Source organism: Pararhizobium sp. DWP1-1-3 (assembly GCF_049896125.1).
In the GTDB taxonomy this organism is placed as follows: Bacteria; Pseudomonadota; Alphaproteobacteria; order Rhizobiales; family Rhizobiaceae; genus Pararhizobium.
This window is the reverse complement of record NZ_JAFCTR010000012.1, coordinates 160,873-181,844: the sequence shown is the minus strand read 5'-3', so window position 1 is coordinate 181,844 and position 20,972 is coordinate 160,873. Positions and strand designations below refer to the sequence as shown.

The 20,972-nt window shown below is 59.3% G+C and carries 20 protein-coding genes; 7 read left to right on the top strand and 13 right to left on the bottom strand.

What is annotated here, in order from left to right; all coding sequences use genetic code 11:
• Window positions 1-129: 129 nt before the first annotated feature.
• Window positions 130-1,428 (bottom strand): Hsp70 family protein, encoded by a 1,299-nt coding sequence (locus ACP7BS_RS22150; protein ID WP_426239845.1) that lies wholly within the window; start codon window positions 1,426-1,428, stop codon window positions 130-132.
• A 242-nt stretch (window positions 1,429-1,670) separates the two neighbouring features.
• Between ACP7BS_RS22150 and ACP7BS_RS22145 the strand changes: the two genes are divergently transcribed.
• From ACP7BS_RS22145 to ACP7BS_RS22135, 3 genes are all read left to right on the top strand, one after another.
• Entirely contained in the window at window positions 1,671-4,712 is a 3,042-nt protein-coding gene (locus ACP7BS_RS22145) for a type ISP restriction/modification enzyme (RefSeq protein ID WP_426239844.1), read from the top strand.
• Between the two features lie 419 nt (window positions 4,713-5,131).
• Window positions 5,132-6,796, top strand: a complete 1,665-nt coding sequence (locus ACP7BS_RS22140; RefSeq protein ID WP_426239843.1) for an electron transfer flavoprotein-ubiquinone oxidoreductase — start codon at window positions 5,132-5,134, stop codon at window positions 6,794-6,796.
• Between the two features lie 370 nt (window positions 6,797-7,166).
• Entirely contained in the window at window positions 7,167-7,784 is a 618-nt protein-coding gene (locus tag ACP7BS_RS22135) for a L,D-transpeptidase (RefSeq protein ID WP_426239842.1), read from the top strand.
• 314 nt (window positions 7,785-8,098) lie between these two features.
• Here ACP7BS_RS22135 and ACP7BS_RS22130 read toward each other — a convergent pair whose 3' ends face one another.
• Window positions 8,099-9,112 (bottom strand): zinc-binding alcohol dehydrogenase family protein, encoded by a 1,014-nt coding sequence (locus ACP7BS_RS22130; protein WP_426239841.1) that lies wholly within the window; start codon window positions 9,110-9,112, stop codon window positions 8,099-8,101.
• Between the two features lie 101 nt (window positions 9,113-9,213).
• On the opposite strand from ACP7BS_RS22130, the gene ACP7BS_RS22125 reads away from it, so the two are divergent.
• The gene (locus tag ACP7BS_RS22125) at window positions 9,214-9,561 is read left to right on the top strand and encodes a winged helix-turn-helix transcriptional regulator (protein ID WP_426239840.1); all 348 of its coding nucleotides are present in this window, start codon (window positions 9,214-9,216) and stop codon (window positions 9,559-9,561) included.
• Window positions 9,562-9,680: 119 nt separating this feature from the next.
• Window positions 9,681-10,577, top strand: a complete 897-nt coding sequence (locus tag ACP7BS_RS22120; RefSeq protein ID WP_426231939.1) for a diacylglycerol/lipid kinase family protein — start codon at window positions 9,681-9,683, stop codon at window positions 10,575-10,577.
• A gap of 18 nt (window positions 10,578-10,595) precedes the next feature.
• Here ACP7BS_RS22120 and ACP7BS_RS22115 read toward each other — a convergent pair whose 3' ends face one another.
• Both ACP7BS_RS22115 and ACP7BS_RS22110 read right to left on the bottom strand, forming a co-directional pair.
• Complete coding sequence (locus tag ACP7BS_RS22115) at window positions 10,596-12,098, bottom strand: ArnT family glycosyltransferase (protein WP_426239839.1); 1,503 nt, start codon at window positions 12,096-12,098, stop codon at window positions 10,596-10,598.
• On the bottom strand, window positions 12,085-13,095 hold the full coding sequence (locus tag ACP7BS_RS22110; protein WP_426231937.1) for a glycosyltransferase family 2 protein: 1,011 nt from the start codon (window positions 13,093-13,095) through the stop codon (window positions 12,085-12,087). The genes ACP7BS_RS22115 and ACP7BS_RS22110 overlap by 14 nt, the downstream gene beginning before the upstream one ends.
• 106 nt (window positions 13,096-13,201) lie before the next feature.
• Between ACP7BS_RS22110 and ACP7BS_RS22105 the strand changes: the two genes are divergently transcribed.
• Window positions 13,202-14,158 (top strand): lysylphosphatidylglycerol synthase domain-containing protein, encoded by a 957-nt coding sequence (locus tag ACP7BS_RS22105; RefSeq protein WP_426239838.1) that lies wholly within the window; start codon window positions 13,202-13,204, stop codon window positions 14,156-14,158.
• A 3-nt stretch (window positions 14,159-14,161) separates the two neighbouring features.
• Here ACP7BS_RS22105 and ACP7BS_RS22100 read toward each other — a convergent pair whose 3' ends face one another.
• From ACP7BS_RS22100 to ACP7BS_RS22080, 5 genes are all read right to left on the bottom strand, one after another.
• Window positions 14,162-15,664 (bottom strand): AMP nucleosidase, encoded by a 1,503-nt coding sequence (locus tag ACP7BS_RS22100; RefSeq protein ID WP_426239837.1) that lies wholly within the window; start codon window positions 15,662-15,664, stop codon window positions 14,162-14,164.
• 77 nt (window positions 15,665-15,741) lie between these two features.
• Window positions 15,742-16,068: a YnfA family protein gene (locus tag ACP7BS_RS22095; RefSeq protein WP_426231934.1), complete on the bottom strand. Its 327-nt coding sequence runs from the start codon at window positions 16,066-16,068 to the stop codon at window positions 15,742-15,744.
• Between the two features lie 76 nt (window positions 16,069-16,144).
• Complete coding sequence (locus ACP7BS_RS22090) at window positions 16,145-16,318, bottom strand: hypothetical protein (RefSeq protein ID WP_426231933.1); 174 nt, start codon at window positions 16,316-16,318, stop codon at window positions 16,145-16,147.
• 12 nt (window positions 16,319-16,330) lie between these two features.
• Entirely contained in the window at window positions 16,331-16,504 is a 174-nt protein-coding gene (locus tag ACP7BS_RS22085; RefSeq protein WP_113312591.1) for a hypothetical protein, read from the bottom strand.
• A 351-nt stretch (window positions 16,505-16,855) separates the two neighbouring features.
• A complete protein-coding gene (locus tag ACP7BS_RS22080; protein ID WP_426231932.1) occupies window positions 16,856-17,191 on the bottom strand; it encodes a DUF2147 domain-containing protein in 336 nt (111 codons plus the stop codon).
• 543 nt (window positions 17,192-17,734) lie between these two features.
• Between ACP7BS_RS22080 and ACP7BS_RS22075 the strand changes: the two genes are divergently transcribed.
• Window positions 17,735-18,001, top strand: coding sequence for a tetratricopeptide repeat protein (locus tag ACP7BS_RS22075; RefSeq protein ID WP_113246086.1), 267 nt, complete (start codon window positions 17,735-17,737; stop codon window positions 17,999-18,001).
• A gap of 61 nt (window positions 18,002-18,062) precedes the next feature.
• Here ACP7BS_RS22075 and ACP7BS_RS22070 read toward each other — a convergent pair whose 3' ends face one another.
• From ACP7BS_RS22070 to ACP7BS_RS22055, 4 genes are all read right to left on the bottom strand, one after another.
• A complete protein-coding gene (locus ACP7BS_RS22070; protein ID WP_426239836.1) occupies window positions 18,063-19,184 on the bottom strand; it encodes a pyridoxal phosphate-dependent aminotransferase in 1,122 nt (373 codons plus the stop codon).
• Between the two features lie 128 nt (window positions 19,185-19,312).
• The gene (locus tag ACP7BS_RS22065) at window positions 19,313-19,681 is read right to left on the bottom strand and encodes a PilZ domain-containing protein (RefSeq protein WP_426239835.1); all 369 of its coding nucleotides are present in this window, start codon (window positions 19,679-19,681) and stop codon (window positions 19,313-19,315) included.
• Window positions 19,682-19,878: 197 nt separating this feature from the next.
• A complete protein-coding gene (locus ACP7BS_RS22060) occupies window positions 19,879-20,292 on the bottom strand; it encodes a DUF2177 family protein (protein WP_426239834.1) in 414 nt (137 codons plus the stop codon).
• Between the two features lie 99 nt (window positions 20,293-20,391).
• Window positions 20,392-20,748: a PilZ domain-containing protein gene (locus ACP7BS_RS22055; protein WP_426239833.1), complete on the bottom strand. Its 357-nt coding sequence runs from the start codon at window positions 20,746-20,748 to the stop codon at window positions 20,392-20,394.
• Between the last annotated feature and the right edge of the window lie 224 nt (window positions 20,749-20,972).

Here is a 20,972-nt window from a genome sequence, read left to right as displayed (position 1 = left end):
GCCATCGTTGCGACAATGCGCAAGCTTCTCACCATTCTCAATGCCATCATCCGGGACAATAAACCATGGCAAAACGCTTGACGAACAAGACAGTCGCTCTCCCCGCTGGGGAGAAGAGGAAACCGCCAATCAAGCCGCCATTGCCGTCCAGCGTTCGATGTCGTCGCGCTCGCCGATCAGCGCCAGTCCATGGGCGATCGAGAGCAGCTCGCCGCCGCTTTCGATGCGGTCGCTGGCAAAACGGTCTTCGAAGATACGGCGGATGGCCGGCACAAACGAGGTGCCGCCGGTTAAGAACACCTTGTCGATGCCCTCGGGCAGCGTGTTGGTGGTGACCAGCACTTCGTCCAGCGCTTCCTCGATGCGGGCGAGATCCGGTGCGATCCAGCTTTCGAAATCGCTGCGGCGCACCGTCTGGCGGCTCTTTTCGCCCAGCGGCGCGAAGTAGAATTCCGTCTCTTCCTCATGCGACAGCCGCATCTTGGTGGCCGAGATCGCCTGGTAAAGCGGATAACCCTCGTCGTGATCGACCAGATCGACGAAGGCCTCGAGCTTTTCCGGCTCGACGGCGGAGCGCACCAGCTGCTTCAGGTCGGTAAAGTCCTTCAGCGTCTTAAAGATCGACAGCTGGTTCCAGCGGCCGAAATTGGCGTAGTAGCTGGAGGGCACGTCGAGCAGCTTGTCGAAACTCCTGAACTGGCTGCCCTTGCCGATCAGCGGCGAAACTACCGTATCGATGATGCGGAAGTCGAAATGATCGCCGGCGACGCCGACGCCGGAATGGCCGACCGGAACCGCCGTCAGCTTGCCGGCATGGCTTTCGAAGCGGATGATCGAATAGTCGGTGGTGCCGCCGCCGAAATCGGCGACCAGCACGGTCGCGTCCTTTTTCAAGTTCTGGGCAAAGTAAAACGCCGCCGCCACCGGCTCGTAGACATAATGGACCTCTGGGAAATCAAAGCTCGACAGCGCCCGGTCGTAGCGCTCCAGCGCCAGGTTTTCATCCGGGCTCGAACCGGCAAACCGCACCGGACGGCCGACGACGATGCGCTTGTAATCCTGGTGCCAGCCATCGCCGGCATAGTCGGCGATGCGGGTCAGGAAGGCGCGCATCAGGTCTTCGAAACTGTTGCGCCGGGCAAAGATCAGCGTGCCCTGGAACAGCGGGCTTGCGGCAAAGGTCTTGATCGACTGGAGAAAGCGCGCCTCGCCGGGATTGTCGATGAATTGCTGGATCGCCGCCTGGCCTGCCTCGATCGACACGGCAGCGGCACCGAGCTTCGCATGCTTCATGAAGGACAGCGCCGTGCGCATCGAATCGGTGGTTCCGGCGGTGCTGGAAAAACTCAACGACTGTGTCGTGTCGCCCTTAGAGGCGGCAAGCACCGAATTGGTCGTGCCGAAATCGAAGCCGAGTGCCTTGGCCATGAAAGTCTCCGTCTTAGGTGTCCACCGGCGGGGCGGCGGATGTCGTCTCGCCGCGCACGCGCAGCCTCGGAATGCCTTGCGGCAACCGGTCTGCGTTGATGGCGGAGGGCTTGGTTTATTTGGAGGGCGCCTCTTCGCATGGGTCGAAGGCCAAAGCAAGGCAGGATGGGGGATTGGCCGTGTGAAAATCCCCTTCCACCGGCGGCTGCAATCGTTCTAGATGCGTGTATTGGGAGAGCCGCATGAGCCAGATACTGATCAACGCCTATTTGAACGATCTTGAACGCTACAAGAAATTTTCGGGCTCTGCGACGGAAGGCATCATTTCGGAAGCTTTCAAGGACCTGTTGAAGGCCTGGGCGCGGTCTTCCAACCTGCATTTCATCAACCAGTACGAATTCCAGTCGACGCAGAAGAACCGCATCCGGCCGGACGGCACCATCCTGCACTACCTGCGCGTACCGCTCGGCTATTGGGAAGCCAAGGACAGCGGCGACGATCTCGATGCAGAGATCGCCAAGAAACTCGCCAAGGGCTATCCGCAGGACAATATCATCTTCGAAGACAGCCGTGTCGCGGTGCTGATCCAAAACAGGCAGGAGGTGATGCGCTGCCCGATGACGGAACCGGCGCTGCTGAAGCTGCTCAACCTTTTCTTTTCCTACGAGCGTGCCGAAATCCGCGATTTCCGCAAGGCCGTCGAGCAGTTCAAGGCCGACATTCCCGCTGTCTTGAAGGCGCTGCGGGAAAAGATCGATACGGCCTATGCCGGCAATCCCGGCTTTCAGGCGGCGGCGAACAAATTCCTCGAACATGCCCGCGACACGATTAATCCTGCCGTCGGCGAGGCGGATGTGCGCGAAATGCTGATCCAGCATATCCTGACAGAGGAAATCTTCGCGCATGTGTTCGACCAGGGCGATTTCCATCGGGAAAACAATATTGCCAAGGAACTTTATGCTCTGGAGGGCAAGTTCTTTACCGGTCAGATCAAGCGCGAGACGCTCAAGGGGCTTGAAACCTATTACGCGACCATCCGGGCCAATGCGGCGCTGATCACCAGCCATTCGGAAAAACAGGCCTTCCTGAAGGTCATCTACGAGAATTTCTACAAGGTCTACGACAAGAAGAAGGCCGACCGCCTCGGGGTCGTCTATACGCCTAACGAGATCGTCAAGTTCATGATCGAGGGCGCCGACTGGCTCTGCGAAAAGCATTTTAGCAAGAACCTGATCGACGAACATGTCGAAATCCTCGATCCGGCAACGGGCACCGGCACCTTCATCTGCCAGTTCGCCGAATATCCCAATCTCTGCTTCGTCGATACGCTCGACAATGTCGCCGGATTGGGCATCAAGGCAGGCTTCCAGCACGATATGTTTGCGGGCCTGTCGGATGAAAACGTCGCGCGTGTAAAACGGCAGAATGCGCGAAAAATTTCGGTGATTATCGGCAATCCGCCGTATAATGCCAATCAGGCCAACGAGAACGACAACAACAAGAACCGCGATTATCCGCGTATCGATGAGCTGATCAAGTCGAGCTATATCCGGCTGTCCACGGCGCAGAAGACCAAGGTCTACGACATGTATGCCCGTTTCTTCCGCTGGGCATCGGACCGTATGCACGACGATGGCGTGCTGGCCTTCATCACCAATCGCTCCTTCATCGACAGCCGCACCTTCGATGGGTTCCGCCGGGCGGTGGAGGGCGAGTTCGCCGAAATCCATATCGTCGATCTCGGCGGCGACGTGCGCGCCAATCCGAAACTGTCGGGCACGAAGAACAATGTCTTCGGCATCCAGACCGGCGTCGCCATCGCCTTCTTCGTCAAGCGCCGCAAGCAGAAGGGCTGCAAGATTTTCTACGCCCGCCGCCCGGAAATGGACACGGCGGATGACAAGCTGGCGTTTCTGGCCAGCGCGAAATTGTCGTCGATGGCATTTGAGCGGATCGTGCCGGACAAGAATGCCAACTGGTTTGGTACTGGCGACTTTGAGGCAATGATTTCGCTCGCCGACAAGAACGTCAAAGCGGGAAGGTCACGTAGCGCAATATTTAGGCTGTTTTCTTGGGGCAACTCCTCGAACAGGGATGAATGGGTCTACGATGTCGATGCGAAAACTCAACTCGCCAAAGCTGATCACATGATTCACGCCTACAACAGGCAGATGGCGGGAACGAATCCTGCGTATTCCGATACGGTCAAGTGGAGCGAGAACCTCAAACGGCACTTCAAGGGAGGCAAGCGAAGTGCGTTCAATGAGAAGTTTCTAGTAAGCGCTCATTGGCGACCCTTTTCGAAAACCTTTCTCTACGCGGACCGACTATATAACGATAGGCTTACCGAAAACCACGTAGCGGCATTCGGCGTCGCCCTCGACAAAAGCAACGAGGTCTTGATGGTTTGTGGGCATCCGCAAATCCCATTCACCGTGCATGCAGTTAGCGGCTTGCCTGATGCCGGATATGCGTCACGCGCAACGCAAATGTTCCCTCGATTCAAGTACTTGGTAGATGGCGAGCGCATCGACAACATCACCGACTGGGGCCTGAAGCAGTTCCAAAAAGCCTATGGCAAGAACGGTTCCGGGTTGATCTCCCCCCTTGAGGGGGAGATGTCGGCTGGGCCGACAGAGGGGGGTGAAACCGCATCCTCCGAGTTTGCCGCGATACCCCCCTCTGCCCCTATCGGGGCATCTCCCCCTCAAGGGGGGAGATCGGCCGCACGCTCTGTGCCCATCACCAAGGACGACATCTTTCATTACGTCTATGGCGTGCTGCACGATCCCGTCTACCGCGAGACCTATGCGCAGAACCTGAAGCGTGAGTTTCCGCGCATTCCTTTCTATCCGGACTTCTTCGCCTGGGCCGGCTGGGGCAAGCGGCTGATGGAACTGCATATCGGCTACGAGACCGTCGAGCCCTGGCCGTTGTTGCGGCTTGATACGCCGGACAAAAAGGCCCGCGAAGCCGGTGTGGCGCCCAAGGCGGTGCTGAAGGCCGACAAGGACAACGGCATCATCCGGCTCGACAGCGAGACCACGCTTTCGGGTATTCCGCCGGAGGTCTGGAGCTACCGCCTCGGCAACCGCTCCGGCCTCGAATGGATCCTCGACCAGTACAAGGAAAAAACCCCGAAGGATCCAACGATCCGTGAGAAATTCAACATCTATCGCTTCGCCGACTACAAGGAACACGTCATCGACCTGATCGCTCGCGTCACCCGCGTTTCTGTCGAGACCGTTGACATCACCGAAGCGATGAAATCGGCGAAGCGGTAACTCGTCCATGTATTTTTGACGTTTACGTACACGTCATATATTTGCAGGTGATAGGACCTCATGTTATAGATTCGCCATACTACGAGGCCGTTGCTCTTTTGCGGGACAGCTTCTCCGGCCTCCGTCACCCCGGACCTGTTCCGGGGTCCAGCACCCGACGTCCGTCGGGTTAAAGACTCTTTTCAGTCCAAGGACTTGGACTGGCTGGATGCCTGTGACAAGCACAGGAATGACGGAGCAGAAAGACGCTATCCTTCCGAGCCGGCGGGTTTCATGGATCGCCGCCGCATGACCTCATGCGCAAATGCGGGTGCCCTCTGTCGCAGACCGGCTCGACAAGTCCGGCTGCATTTGCCATGACGGAAGGCAAAATTGGGAACAAAACCGGGCAAATTCCGGGACAGGACTGGAGACCGACAATGACCGAGACCACTGAACTGCCCGAGCGCGAAAGCATGGAATTCGACGTGGTGATCGTCGGTGCGGGTCCGGCCGGTCTGTCTGCGGCCATTCGCCTGAAACAGGTCAATCCGGAGCTGTCGGTCGTCATTCTGGAAAAGGGTGCAGAAGTCGGCGCGCATATCCTCTCGGGCGCCGTGGTCGATCCGATTGGCATCGACCGGCTGTTGCCGGGCTGGCGCGAGGAGGAGGGGCATCCCTTCAAGACCAAGGTGACGGACGACCAGTTCCTGCTGCTCGGTCCGGCCGGCTCGATCCGCCTGCCGAATTTCTTGATGCCGCCGCTGATGAACAATCACGGCAATTATATCGTCTCGCTCGGGCTGGTCTGTCGGTGGCTGGCCGAAAAGGCGGAAGGCCTCGGCGTCGAGATCTATCCGGGCTTTGCCGCAACCGAAGTGCTTTACAATGATCAAGGCGCCGTCATCGGTGTCGCCACCGGCGACATGGGCGTCGAAAAGAACGGCGAGCCCGGCCCGAACTTTGCCCGCGGCATGGAGCTGCTCGGAAAATACACGCTGATCGGCGAGGGCGTGCGCGGTTCGCTCGCCAAGCAGCTGATTGCGAAATTCGATCTCTCAAAGGATCGCGAGCCGCAGAAATTCGGCCTCGGCATCAAGGAGCTCTGGCAGGTCAAGCCGGAAAACCACAAACAGGGCCTGGTGCAGCACTCGTTCGGCTGGCCGCTCGGCATGAAGACCGGTGGCGGTTCCTTCCTCTATCATCTCGAGGACAACCTGGTCGCCGTCGGCTTCGTCGTTCATCTCAACTACAAGAACCCCTATCTCTATCCGTTCGAGGAATTCCAGCGCTTCAAGACGCATCCCTCGATCCGTGGCACCTTCGAAGGCGGCAAGCGGCTGACCTATGGCGCCCGCGCCATCACCGAGGGCGGCTACCAGTCGGTGCCGAAGCTGACTTTTCCCGGCGGCGCGCTGATCGGCTGTTCGGCCGGTTTCGTCAACGTGCCGCGCATCAAGGGCAGCCACAATGCGGTTCTGTCGGGCATTCTCGCGGCCGAAAAACTGTCGGATGCGATCGCCGCTGGCCGCGCCAATGACGAGGTGATCGACATCGAGAACGGCTGGCGCGACAGCGCCATCGGCCAGGACCTGAAGCGGGTGCGCAACGTCAAGCCGCTGTGGTCGAAGCTCGGCACGGCTGCCGGCGTGGCGCTCGGCGGTCTCGACATGTGGACCAACACGCTGTTCGGCTTCTCCTTCTTCGGCACGCTGAAACATGGCAAGACCGATGCGCAGGCGCTGGAACCGGCGTCGATGCACAAGCCGATCGCCTATCCGCGCCCGGATGGCGTCTTGACCTTCGACCGTCTGTCCTCGGTGTTTCTGTCGAACACCAATCACGAGGAGAACGAGCCGGTGCATCTGAAGGTCAAGGACATGGCGCTGCAGAAGTCGTCCGAACACGATATCTATGCCGGCCCGTCGACCCGTTACTGTCCGGCCGGTGTCTACGAATGGGTGGAAAAGGACGGCGAAGACGTCTTCGTCATCAACGCCCAGAACTGCGTCCACTGCAAGACCTGCGACATCAAGGATCCCAACCAGAACATCAACTGGGTGCCGCCGCAGGGCGGCGAGGGACCGGTCTATCCGAATATGTGATGCGTGCCGGCGGAGGTGGGGGGCTGTTGAAGACTGCTCATCGCTTTCAGCCAGCTTCTGTTGTTTTTGACGCACCTCGTTCCTCCGTCATCCAGGACTTGTTCCGGGATCCAGCGCGTTCAAGTCCTTGAACGCAATAGACTCTTTTCACGCCGCAGACGCGCCGTGGCTGGATTCCTGTGACAGGCACAGGAATGACGGCGGAGAGTTTTGACGCCCCAAAACAATAAAGGCCACTTCGGTGTTAGCAGGAGGCGGAGAAAAGCTCGCCGTCCCGTTCCATTGCGCACAATTTCAACGGGCTTAACCGGGCATTAACCATGTTTTCCCTATTTTCGGTTGCATCAACCGGATCTTAAGGAAACTCACGATGTCGATCTCCCGCCGTGGCCTGTTGCTCGGTTTGTCTGCTCTTCTTGCCGGTTGTGCCACCAACGGACCGAACCATGCAGCCAACTATGCTGCTCTGCCGGATGAAAAATTTCCGATGCCGGCCATGCCGCTGGAAAAGGTCAAGCCGGAACTGCGCCGCCAGCAGGTGGCCTATCCGACGAAACATGACCCAGGCACGATCGTCGTCGATACCCCGGCGCGGCGGCTCTACTACATTCTCAGTGACGGGCAGGCCGTGCGTTACGGCATCGGCGTCGGCCGCAACGGCTATGCGCTGGCGGGATCGGCCTATATCGGCCGCAAGGCGGAATGGCCGACATGGACGCCGACCGGCAACATGATCCGGCGCGATCCGGCCAAGAACCTGAAATATGCCGGCGGCGTTCCCGGCGGGCCGAACAACCCGCTCGGCGCCCGCGCCATCTATCTCTATCAGAACGGCAACGACACGATGTTCCGCATCCATGGCCCGACGCAGCCCTGGTCGATCGGCCAGGCGATGTCGAGCGGCTGCGTGCGCATGCTCAACCACGATGTCGTCGATCTCTATGAGCGCGCAACCGTTGGCGGCCGCGTCGTGGTCCTGCAGGCATAGCCCTCGTTATAGGAACACGCCCACTTTGATGGGCCGTAGGGCTTGGTCCGTGCCGCTGAGCCGCGCTGACAAAAACACCTGCAAAGCTTCCGGCAGGCAGGATTGCCGGCAAACCGCAACCCTTGCAGATCCTGGCTGTTTGCAGATCATCCCAGTACCCCGGTCTCCTCCTTCATACCGGCCCCTTTGACGGGCGTTCGGTCAGTTCAAATCATTGAAAAAATCGTCTTTTGACCCGGCGGACGCCGGGCCGCTGGATTTCCGCCACAGGGGCAGCTGGAGCTGCGGCAAGCCGGACTTTGACGACGGGTGCGTCAGAAACCCGCCAGCACCAGCTTGCCTTTAGTCCTGCCGGTTTCGATCAGGGCATGCGCCTTTTTCAGGTTTTCGGCGTTGATCGACCCCAGCGTTTCGGTCAGCGTCGAGCGGATCTTTCCGCTATCGACCAGCCGCGCGATCTCGGTGAGAATCCTGTTCTGCTCTTCCATGTCCTTGGTCTTGAACAGCGAGCGGGTGAACATCAGCTCCCAGTGGATGGACACGGCCTTCCGCTTGAATGGCATGACATCAAGCACTTTCGGATCGTCGATCAGCCCGAAACGGCCCTGTGGGGCAATCAGGGCAATGATGTCTTCCAGGTGATCGGCAGTATTCGTGGTGGAGAAAACGAAGGCCGGGGCGCCGAGCGCCAGCTGGTCGATCTGGTGTGCCAGCGGCTTGGAATGATCCAGCACGTGATGGGCGCCGAGATCATAGGCCCATTTCTGGGTTTCGGGGCGGGAAGCTGTGGCGATCACGGTAAGATTGGTCAGCGTCCGGGCGAGCTGGATGGCGATCGAGCCGACGCCACCGGCACCGCCGATGATCAGGATCGCGTTGGCAGCTCCAGGCACCGGATCGTTGACCTTCAGCCGGTCGAACAGCGCCTCCCAGGCGGTGAGCGAGGTCAGCGGCAAGGCCGCGGCCGCCGGGAAATCCAGAGTTTCCGGCTTGTTGCCGACGATGCGCTCGTCGACCAGATGAAATTCGGCGTTGGCGCCCGGCCGGTCGATGGCGCCGGCATAGAACACGGCATCACCCGGCTGGAACAGTTTCACGCCGGGACCGACCGCCTTGACGATCCCCGCCGCATCCCAGCCGAGCACTTTCAACTGATCCGGCTCTGGCTTGGCATTGGCGCGAATTTTGACATCGACGGGATTGACCGAAATCGCCTTGACCTCGACCAGGATGTCTCGGCCTTCCGGCACCGGCACGGGCAGCTCCACGTCGATCAGCGAGGTCTCGGCGGAAATGGCCTGAGGAATCTTGTAGGCAATGGCGCGCATGGCTGGCTCCTTCATGTTTGAACAGAAGCTAAATGCGCATTATGCTGCAACAGCGCAAGAATGCACAACAAGTGTATATAGTACCCAAAAGGATACCGTGAGTGCCACGTGTTCGCCACAAGCTCCTGACCTGTTCTCCCGGCTGCCCGGTCGAAGGCGTGCTGCATCTGATCGATGGAAAATGGAAGGGCGTCATCCTCTATCACCTGTTGGATGGCACGATGCGCTTCAACGAAATCCGCCGCCGCCTGGCCAGCGTCACCCAGCGCATGCTGACCAAGCAGCTGCGCGAACTGGAGGCCGACGGCCTTGTCGAGCGCACGGTCTTTGCCGTCGTGCCGCCAAGGGTGGATTACTGCCTGACCCCGCGCGGCCGCAGCCTTGAACCGGTGATCATGGCGATGAAGCTCTGGGGCGACGAACATATCATGCTGCAGGTTGCGTCATAGCCGGGCGCGCCGGGTCGCTTTTCCGTCCGGAATAATAAACATTCGTCAATTTGCAGGCGCTGGCTGAAAAAGCCTTAGTGCCGCGCCATATGTAGCGCAACGAGCTGCAAGGAGCACGAATGAAGATCAAGGCCATATTCAATCGCGACGGCGGAACATTCCGCACAACCGATATGGACGCCTATACGAAAAAGGCCGAGGAGGTCTTTCGCGCAGCCGGACATGAGATCGAAATCACCATTGCTTCCGGCGATGGTATGGCTGACATCCTCGAAAAAACAGCGCGCCGCGACGATCTGGACGCGATGCTGGCTGGCGGCGGTGACGGTACCATCTCGGCGGCGGCGGCGGTTGCCTGGAAGAACGGCATGCCGCTCGGCGTGGTTCCGGCCGGAACGATGAACCTGTTTGCCCGGGCGCTGAAACTGCCGCTCGATATCTGGAAAGTTCTGGATGTGCTTGCCGAAGGCAGGATTGTCGATGCCGACATAGGCAGCGCCGACGGCCGGGCTTTCGTGCACCAGTTTTCCATGGGGCTGCATGCCCGCATGGTGCGCTACCGCGAATCCTTCAGCTTCGCCTCAAGGCTCGGAAAAATCCGTGCCAGCACGCGCGCTGCCCTTGGCGTGATGTTCAATCCGCCGGAGTTCGAGATCGAATTCGAGGTGGATGGCGTTCGCGAGAAGCGCGAAGTATCGGCGATATCGGTATCCAACAATCATTTCGGTTCAAATGCGCTGATGCATGCCGATGATGTGACCGGCGGTCACCTGGGCTTCTACACCGCGCCGCCGCTCAAACCGTCGGGCGTCGCAAAGCTGACCTTCGATATTCTGCGCGGAAAATTTCGCGAGAGCCCGCTGATCACCGAGATGAGCGTCACCACCGTCAACCTGCATTTCCCCAAGGCACGGCACAACACCAACTGCGTCATCGACGGCGAGCTTCTGCCGATCGGCCGCAATGTCGCACTGCGCGTCCATCCCGGTGAACTGAAGCTGCTCGTCGGCAAGTAAGCGGAATTCCCCCCGGGGTTAAGGGTTTTCCTGTGCCACCCAGAGATAGCCGAAACCGTATCGGTCATCGCCCATGCCGAGATAGTAGGGCGTTGCGCTGTAGAGCGGCTTGATATCGCCGCTCGCCACGCCGCCTTCGATGAGCTTCTGCCGGAAAGCTTCGGAAAAGGCCGGCTCCGGTTCTCCCTGGCCGCGCCAGATCACCAAGACTGGTCCGGCCGAGCGCCAGCCCGCCGCAAGAGGCGTTGGTGGATTGAAAGCCGTGATGACGGTTGCCTGCGGCAATTGCAAACGCACGCTGCCGGCAAGATTTGTGTCGTCGGCAATCACCAAAGCCGGCTGGATTGCGTGGTTTTGCGTGATGTCGCGGATGAATGCCTCGTAGGGAATATTGAGCCTGTTGTAGGAGCCCAGCATCGGTGAGGTCACAACCCGTGCCGAAACGCCGATCAGCACCGCAAAGATCATGATGAAAAGCGGAATGGAGAAGCGCTTGAGCTTTCCGGTCGTTTCGATGCCGGCCGCATCGATCTTCAGGCAGAGATAAAGCGGCAGGAGCACGATGAACACGGCCAGCCATTTTTCGCGGATATGAGTAGCGCCGAGGCCGAGAACGATCAGCAGAACGGCTGCCAGGCAAAAACAGATGATCCGCCCTGTTATCCGGGTCCATTGGCTCTCGGCGAGACAGATGCGTTTGATATCGAAGGGAAAAACAACGGCAAAAAAGACCACCGGCAAAATGCTGGCGCCAAAGATCGCCGAGATCAGCGACAGCGTGCCATGGAACGCCTGCATCAAACGGCCGCCCGACAGGCCTTCCTTCATCTCGTTGATGGTGCCGGCCGAGGCGGATGTGAGATTGTTGAGAATCCAGTAGGCGTGCGGCAGGACGATGACGAAGGCGACCGCCAGGGCCACAATCATCCGCCAGTCGAAGATGCGTTGACGCAGATCCCGCTCCGGGAGAACGGCGAGAACGGCAGCAGCGGGCACGAGCGCAAAGTTGTATTTCGACATCAACCCGATACCGACGGCTATGCCAGTCAAAAGATAGGAAAACAGGCTTGGGCTGCGCAGCGTCCTGAAAAATCCGTAGAGAAACAGCGACACGGCAAAGAGAGCAGCGACGGTGTGCGAAAGGTCCCGCTGAGCCAGAAGGAAAACCGGCGGCAGGGTTAGCACCCCCAGCATAGCCATGGCTGCAAGCGCCCGGTCCTTGATCAGGACTTGGGCGGCCAGGCCATAGAACAGGCAACAGAGAAATAGCAGCAGATGTTTGAGGACGGTCAGCGCTGTCAGGGAAACGCCGAATATCTCTACAACGGCATATTGCAGCCAGTTGTAGAAGGGCGGCTGTGGGCCGTAGCCAAGCGCAAGGAACTGCGAGACGAAGGCCTGTTCGCCTTCGTCGATTTCGAGTGCCGGAGAGATGAACACACGCAGCGCCACGCACAGCGCAAAATACGCGGCGACAGCAAAAATCATTGCGTCGGCGCGACGGAAATCAATGCGAACCATCAGCTCTGTCCTGCTCGAAAACCTTGCGCACGATGTAGGGCGGCGTGTCGTTTTCGCCGGTGTAGAGACGTGCCATCATTTCGGCGAGAATGCCGGTTGTGATCAGCTGGACCGAGGACAGGAACAGCATGATACCGACCATCAGCATCGGCCTTGTGCCGATATCGTTGCCGAGCAGGAACTTGTCGATGAACAGGTAGATCAGGATCACTGCGCTGACGCCGCCGGCAGCCAGTCCGATCGACCCGAAGAAATGCCCCGGCCGCGCCTTGTAGCGCATGAAGAACAGCACCGACAGCAGGTCGAGGATCACCCGGAAGGTTCGCGATATCCCGTATTTCGACGTTCCATGCTGGCGCGCATGGTGGGTGACCGGCATTTCGCCGATGCGGCTGCTCGGGACAACGCCTGCGACCCAGGCCGGGATGAAACGGTGCATCTCGCCCATCAGCTTGACCTGCTTGATGATCGAGGCCTGATAGATTTTGAGGCTGCAACCGTAGTCGTGCAGTTTCACGCCGGTAATCTTGCCGATCAGGTAGTTGGCGCACCAGGACGGGATCTTGCGCAGCAGCAGACCGTCCTGGCGGTTCTTGCGCCAGCCGACCAGAAGGTCGAGTTCGCGGTCCTCGATCGCCTTGACCATCGCCGGAATATCACGCGGATCGTTCTGCAGATCGCCATCGAGCGTGGCGATCAATCTGCCGGACGCGAGGTCGATACCGGCCTGCATGGCGGCGGTCTGGCCGAAATTGCGCTGCAATTCGACGATCTTCAGCCGCAGGCCGCTGGTCAGTTCCTGGCGGGCGCTGACCAGCGTGCCGTCAGTGCTTCCGTCATTGACGAGAATCAACTCCCACGGCTTGTCGAAATTTTCCATGGCTTCCCGGATGCGGGCGACCAGTGGTCCGACGCTTTCCTCTTCGTTGTAGATCGGCACGACGACGGACAACTCGACCGGCGGGGCGGTATCGGTCTCTGCCCTGTTTGCTTCCAATATGGGATCCAAAATCAAAGCCTTTTAAAAACGCTGCAGGTTCTCTCGCCTGGGTTATCGTGATAACCAGCCGTGCCATGGCACCGGACAGGAAAGTACCAAATATATGAATGCAGGAGAGGATGCCAGCCGGGGTTCATGGCTTGTGCGCAACCGGATGACCGCCGTCTCCCTTGTGACCGTCATCGCCTACGCGGCCTTCATCCAGTGGATCTGGGGCTGGCCGGTGCTTTTGCAACAATGGACGCAGATCGGTCTCGTTCCGGTCCTGTCGGCGCTTCTGCTGCTGGTCGGAACCTATTTCATCCGTTGCTACCGGATATACGACTATTTCCCGAACGAAACCCGCGGCCGTTTCCTGTCGCTTTTGCGCGTGACGCAGGTTCATAACCTTCTCAACATCATGCTGCCCTTCCGGGCAGGCGAAACCAGTTTTCCGATCCTGATGCGTTCGGAATTTGCCATTCCTCTGACGCGCAGCACCTCGGCGCTGCTGCTCATGCGGCTTCTCGACCTTCATGCCTTGTTCGCCGCCGCCGGCATCGGCCTGATCATCGGCCGTGACAGCCAGTCGCTGGGCTGGTTGCTCTGGGGGCTCTTTCTCGTGTCGCCGCTGGCGCTGTTCCTGTTGAAGGGGCAGGCGCTTGCCGTCCTGCAGCGGCGCCTGCCGGAAAAGTTCGGGCTGCTTTTGGTCGAGGTTGAAGCCGGATTGCCGCCCAATGCGCCGGTATTCGTCAGGGCTTGGCTGATGACCGTTCTCAACTGGTCGACGAAGGTCGCGGTGCTTGCCTGGGTGCTCGCCACCATGGGCGTCCTGCCGCTTGCAGCCTGTTTCGGCGGCGCGCTCGGGGGCGAACTGTCGTCGGTATTGCCGGTGCATGCCCCAGCCGGCGTCGGCACCTATCCGGCCGGTATTACCGCCGGCGCCATATCCTTCGGTGCCCCTGCCAAGGGGGCCGCCTTGGACCTGTTAGCCAGCGCCAGCGTCAACGCGCATTTGATGATCGTCGTGTCGGCGGTTGCCGGAACGCTGTTGTCTCTACTGTTGTCGCCGCGCCGCTGAGGGCTATTGGAACGCCGTTTCGAAGAAGCTGCGCAGCTTGCGCGAATGCAGCTTTTCCGGTGGCATCGCCGCAAGTTTCTGCAGCGCCAGAATGCCGATCTGCAAGTGCTGGCTGACCTGCGTCTTGTAGAAGGCCGTCGCCATGCCCGGCAGTTTCAGTTCCCCATGCAACGGCTTGTCGGAGACGCAGAGCAGCGTCCCGTAAGGCACGCGGAAGCGGAAACCGTTGGCGGCAATGGTCGCCGATTCCATGTCGAGCGCTATGGCGCGCGATTGCGACAGCCGCTTGACAGGGCCGCGCTGGTCGCGCAGTTCCCAGTTGCGGTTGTCGATGGTGGCGACGGTGCCGGTGCGCATGATCCGCTTCAGGTCGTAGCCCTCGTAGCCGGTGACTTCCGCCACGGCGTCCTGCATCGCCACCTGAACTTCGGCGAGCGCCGGGATCGGAATCCAGACCGGCAGATCGTCGTCGAGCACATGGTCTTCGCGGACATAGGCATGGGCAAGCACATAGTCGCCGAGTGTCTGGCTGTTGCGCAGGCCCGCGCAATGGCCGAGCATCAGCCAGGCATGCGGGCGCAGCACAGCGATATGGTCGGTGATCGTCTTGGCATTGGATGGCCCGACGCCAATGTTGACGACGGTGATGCCGCCATGGCCCTTCTTCTTGAGATGGTAGGCCGGCATTTGCGGCAGTCGGGTGAGCGTCAGGTCCGAATCCGGCTTGTCCGATCCCGCCTGGGTGATGATGTTTCCCGGCTCGACGAAGGCTGTGTAGTCATTGCCGCCGTCAGCCATTTGCTGGCGCGCCCAGAGGCAGAATTCGTCGATATAGAACTGGTAGTTGGTGAACAGCACGAAATTCTGGAAATGCGTCGCACTGGTCGCCGTGTAGTGGCTGAGCCGCGCCAGTGAATAGTCGATCCGCTGGGCGGTGAACGGCGCAAGCGGCGAGGGTTCGCCGGGTCCTGGCTCGTAGGCGCCGTTGGCGATCTCGTCGTCGGTGGTGGTCAGGTCCGGCGTGTCGAACAGGTCGCGCAGCGGGATATCGATATTCTCGGCCATCGCCGCTTCGACATAGGCGCCTTCGCCGAAGGCAAAGTGCAGCGGGATCGGCGTCGTCGATTCGGATACGGTAACGCCGACGCCGTGGCTGCGAATCAGCAGGCCGAGTTGTTCTTTCAGGTAATGCCGGAACAGTTTTGGCCGGGTAACGGTGGTCGTGTAGACCCCAGGCGCGCTGACATAGCCGTAGGACAGACGCGAATCGACATGGCTGAAGCTGCTGGTCTCGATACTGACCTGCGGATAGCAGGCGCGGTAGCGCGAGACCGGCGTTCCGGTCCGGCCAAGCTCGGTAAACGCATCGACGAGAAACTTCGTATTGCGATCGTAGAGCGCCGAGAGCGCGTCCACGGCAGCAAGCGGATCGTCAAACGTCTGCGGTTCGAAAACGTCGGGCGTTGCGATGGAAAGGGCGGAGAGGGAAGAGATTCGATTGTTCATGCGGCATTATAGGATGCCGTTTTTTACAAGCAAACGACAAGATTGGAATGCACAGGCAGCGTTTCAGGAAAAGCCGTTCAGCGCGGCCCGCCGAGGATGATGGCGCTGCCGGCAAGGGCAAGTGCGACGCCGGTTGCATCCCATCGGTCAGGCCGGACCCCCTCGACGATCCAAAGCCAGGCGAGCGATGCGGCGATATAGATGCCTCCATAGGCGGCATAGGCGCGTCCGGCTGCTGCCGTTTCAATCAGAGTGAGAAGCCAGGCGAACAGGGCAAGGCTGGCGATGCCGGGAATCAACCACCAGATTGGCTTGTCGAGTTTCAGCCAGGCCCAGAAGGCGAAGCAGCCAGCGATTTCCGCAACTGCGGCGATTGCGTAGATGGCGAATGACGTGAGGGGCATGACGTTCCTTCCTCGGGAGATTCATAGGAAGGCAGCAGCTGCAAATGCGCAAGTCCGAGAAGACTGGGCGCAGCTCTTAGCTCATCGACTGGCGCTGCAGCGTGACGAACAGGACCAGGCCGGCTCCCTGCTTGCCGATGCCAAGGCCGGAGGCCTTGCTGTAGGCAACTGCGCCCATCGGAGCCATCAAAAGGGCTGCGAGCGTCAGCATGCGCAGTGCGATGGTTGCGGAATGGGCGAGGGAGAACATGGTTTTGGACCTTTAGAGCTTGGCTTGTTCGCAGAACTTCGTGGTGTGCACGGTGCAATCGGCAATCGAGCCGGCATAGTGATGGCGGCGGCGCTGGCTATCGGCGCTGACAGCGGCTGCGAGCGTGAGTGCAAAGACGACCATAAGCATGCTGATGATGGTGAGGCGGCGGGCGAGAATGTCCATGGTTTTGTCCGTTTGGGCTGGTGTGTCGATCGGGGTTCAACTCGATGATGACCTTTTCGCACAAGCAAACTGAACTCTTCCTGAGACCTCGGTTCATCTCCCGTTCATCTTGGCTTTATGCGAGGCCGCTTACGGGATCGGGGGCGCCACCCGGCAGGCTTGCGCGGGGAGAACCGGGCGCGGCGATGGCAATCCGGAACGAATTGATAAACGCGGGGAGGGCGGTGGCGACAACACCTGCCGGAAGACAGAACGTCCGAGGGTTCTGTCCGTTGAGAGAACATGCAGGACAACGGTGCTGAAATGTCAGAAGTGGATCCGGCGGGCATCCCCGCCGGATTGCTGGCCCAGTTACATCCGTGTCCAGGTCTGCGATTTGCAGAGAACCTTCAGAACGCACCCCTGCATTTTCAGCGAGGCGCCGCTGATCGCGGCATTGCCGCTATAGGTCTTGTCATTGGCCGGGTCGGTGATCTCGCCGGAATAGCTGTCGCCGGTGCCGGCCAGGTTGCCGATGCGCTTGCCTGCATGCTTGCCCGTCTTCAGGGTGATGCAATAGCTGCCGCCGCAGGATGCGATGACGGCGGTCTCGCCGCTTGCCGTCTTCCAATTGCCGACGATCGGCTCGGCTGCGAAGCTTGAGGTTGCCATCGTCATGGCTGCCGCGACTATCAATGTACGAATCATCTTATCCCTCCGGTAATTCGCCGAATACCCGCGCTTTGCCGCTGTATCCGGACGAAATGTTGCCTGAGCCAGTCTCCTCACCGCTCAATTCGAGGAAAATAGCTTACGCGAACGTAAACGTAAATATGTCTGCCGTGTTTTTGGCGGATGGTCGCCGTCGAAAATGGCCTTCGTGGTCGTACGTTTTGCGCGCGCACCACAGACGACCGTTTTGCGTGGTTAGCAATTGGTTGAAATCGCCATCTGAATTTTCGGTAAAGATTGAGGCAAAAGCCAGCGTTTCCGGGTGGTCGGATGTTTAACAAAAACCCAAGTTTACCAATCGTTTGAACTTTGTTTGCCGCACATTAATCATGCATTTTAAGCGTGTATTGAAATCACTGCTGCATATTCAAACCCATAAGACGAGCAGGGAAAAACAACCCGCCGACAACCTTCAAGGGCCAAAGCCGCACAAGACGGCGGCCCCTTCAAGGGGCCTCTAAAAGGCAGATAAAACAGGGACTACGGACGTAAGAAACCAGGTAAACAGGGACAGAGACAATGGCACGCTTTGACATTCAGAATGCTTCGGATGCCACGATGGGTGGCGAAAACCGCGCGGACGTCTTTTGCGAAATGGGCTTGATGTATGCAACCGGACGTGGGTGCGACGTCGATCTCGTCGCCGCGCACAAATGGCTGAACATCGCCGCCATCAAAGGCTCGGACCGGGCAGCAGCGCTGCGTGCCGACCTGACGATGACGATGAGCAAGACCGATCTCGCCACGGCCCTGCGCGCCGCCCGCGAATGGATGACAGTGCATTGAAACAGAATTGTATCGACGACAGGCGGTAGCGGCCGAGACCTCCGAAGATGAGGCGCGGTCTCTATTGCCTGCCGAGCGCTTCCAGGACTTTCGGCAATGCTTCTTCCAGAAGCGCCATATCCGCCTCCGGTCCGGTGCTGATCCGGATACAGCGGTTTAACGGCGCAACACCCGGCATGCGGATGAATATGCCGTGGTCGGCCATCAGCCGGTCAACGATCGCCCGCGCAAAGACGGCATCCTCGCCGCAATCAATCGTCACGAAATTCGTCGCCGAGGGCAGGGGCTTCAGCCCGTTGCGCACAGCGATTTCGGCGATTCTGCCGCGCGAGGCGGCAATTCTCTCCAGAACCTCCGCCAGATAATCCTTGTCCGCCAGTGCTGCGACAGCCGCAGCGGTACCGATCCTGTTCATGCCGAAATGGTTGCGGATCTTGTCGAAGGCCTGCGCCGTGCCCGGCGTGCCGATGACATAGCCGACCCGCGCACCCGCCAGGCCATAGGCCTTGGAGAAGGTGCGGGTACGGACGACGTTCGGCATGTCGATCAACGAACCGATCGAAGGAATGGTGCCTGCCGGTGCGGTTTCTCCATAGGCCTCGTCGAGGATGAGAAAGCATGTCGCGGGCAACGCCCGGGCAAAGGCGACAACGCTGTCTTCGTCCCACCAGCTACCCATCGGATTGTCGGGATTGGCAAAATAGACGAGCGGTGCGTCTTCGCGTTTGACGGCGGCAAGCAGCCCGTCGAGATCTTCGCGATCGTTGGCATAGGGAACCGTCACCAGCCGTCCGCCATGCCCCGCCACATGAAAATTGAACGTCGGATAGCCGCCAAGCGAGGTGACGACCGGCATGCCGGGCTCGATCACCATGCGAACGATCTGCCCAAGCAGCCCGTCGATGCCTTCGCCGATGGCGATGTTTTCCGCCTCGGTGCCGAGATGACCGGCAAGCGCTTTCTTCAGCTCGAAATTTTCCGGGTCATTATATTGCCACACGCCGGCGGCGGCTTTTCCGATGGCGTCGAGAACCGACGGCGCTGGGCCAAAGCCGCTTTCATTGGCGCCGATTCGGGCCGCAACCGGCCGTTCCCGCTGCCGCTCGATCGCTTCAGGCCCGACAAAGGGAATCGTCGAGGGAAGGGAATTGACGAGGGGAGTAAATTTGGAAAACGCGGACATTGCTGGAGATGGAACCTAACACGGATGAAATAAGGCTTGAGACTAGCGAGGTTTCGCCATCATGGAAACCAAATCCATCACGTGAGGGCGCACGTTCATAGCAATACGTGCTCAAATTGCGGCGGCAGCTAGTGTTTTTTCAGCTCGCCGCCGGTGAAGAATTCGTAACGGACGATCTGATGCAGGAATTCCTCGTCGATCGGCTTGATGAAATGCACCTGGATGCGGTTGTCGCGCCGGTAGACTTCAGCACAGCCGATTCGCTTTTTGGTGCCGACGATGGTCAGATAATAGTGTTCGGGAAGGCCGATCGTCGTATTGACGACGAAGCTGGCACCGCCGCGCGAAATCTCGGTCATCTTGCAGGTCCTTGTCGAGACCCCACCAAGTGCCGGCCTCACAGCCATCAACGTGCCGGCCTGGCCGATCTTGAAACGTTCAAAACGCTGCTCGTACAGTTTGGAGCTGACCACCGAATACATCGTCGAGTTCTGCATCGTCACTCCCTCGGTAGCGATGCGGGCTGACGATCCACGTTCGCCGCATCGTTGCGTTCATCGCTCTGACCCTCCTCATGATGGCAGCTTACGACGGAGGCAGAATCGGTGAGGGATATTGCAATCCTTTGAAAGCATTCATTAAAAATTTAACGAGGATGTAAATTGACGCATACTGCTTGTCGCGGTGTCGCGAATCAGGAAGCTGAATCGGCAAAATAGCGGCAGGCCAGCAGCCCGCAGGTTGCGGCAAACGCCGTGACGAAGGTGCCCCAGGCCATATCGACCACGCTGACGATGGGCGGCCAGCCCTTCAGCGTCGACAGATTGGTAATGTCGTAGGTGCCGTAGGCGGCAAGTCCGAGAACCGCGCCATATCCGAGTGTGGTGAGGAGAGAGCCCGCCTTGACCCCAGGCATCACGGCCAGCAGAACGACGGCCATCGCGAAAAACACATAGAAGATAGCGGCGACAGCGAAGTTCGGCGACGGCAGCATCAGGTCGCCGAGCTGATCGCGGTAAAACGTCCGTGCCACCAGCCCGAGCCAGATGGCATCCGCAATCAACAGGGATACAAGCGTTCCCGCATAGGCGATCAGAACAGTTTTCATGATGATTGATCCTCTTTCACCCTTGCTACGGCAGCCAGCCCCGTCTGGATTGCCACTTGGCGAAAATAGGAGAGGGCTTTTGTGATGACCGGCCGGCGTTCAGATCAGCCCGCTGGTAAAGTTCATCCGGATCAGGCGGCTTAGGAATTCCGGCGCCAGCTGCATATTGAAGCGCACGCCGAGTTCGGTTCGGTGCCGATGAACCTGCGAGCAACCGATCTCCTCCTGAAAACCGTCGATCTGCAGGAAGAAATGCTTCGGCAGCAGGATGTTCGCATTGAAATCCACCATGGCGCCGCCGACCGAGATGTGGCGCAACAGGCACTGATATTTCGTCTTCGTCTTCAGATGCTGGCCGACCACAAGGATGCGGCAGGGGCGCTCGATGTAATAGTGCTTGTAGCTGGTGGTCAGTTGACCCGGCTTTGCCTCGGCGAGATGCATCACCATCGACATGGGAAACTCCGGAAAATCTGCGGCGGCGCGCCGTTACTGCTGGATGTTGCAACTTTGGATCATTCGCGTATGCGCATCTCGTCACGCCGCATGCCGCTAGGGTAGCAGTTTCCAACGGCATCCTTGCACTGAGCTTGCGCTCCCTTTGGCCTTGTCTTCATCCTTGCTTAAAAAAGCCTGAAGGCGGACATTGAAACAGGCCCGCCCATACGTAATACTTTCAT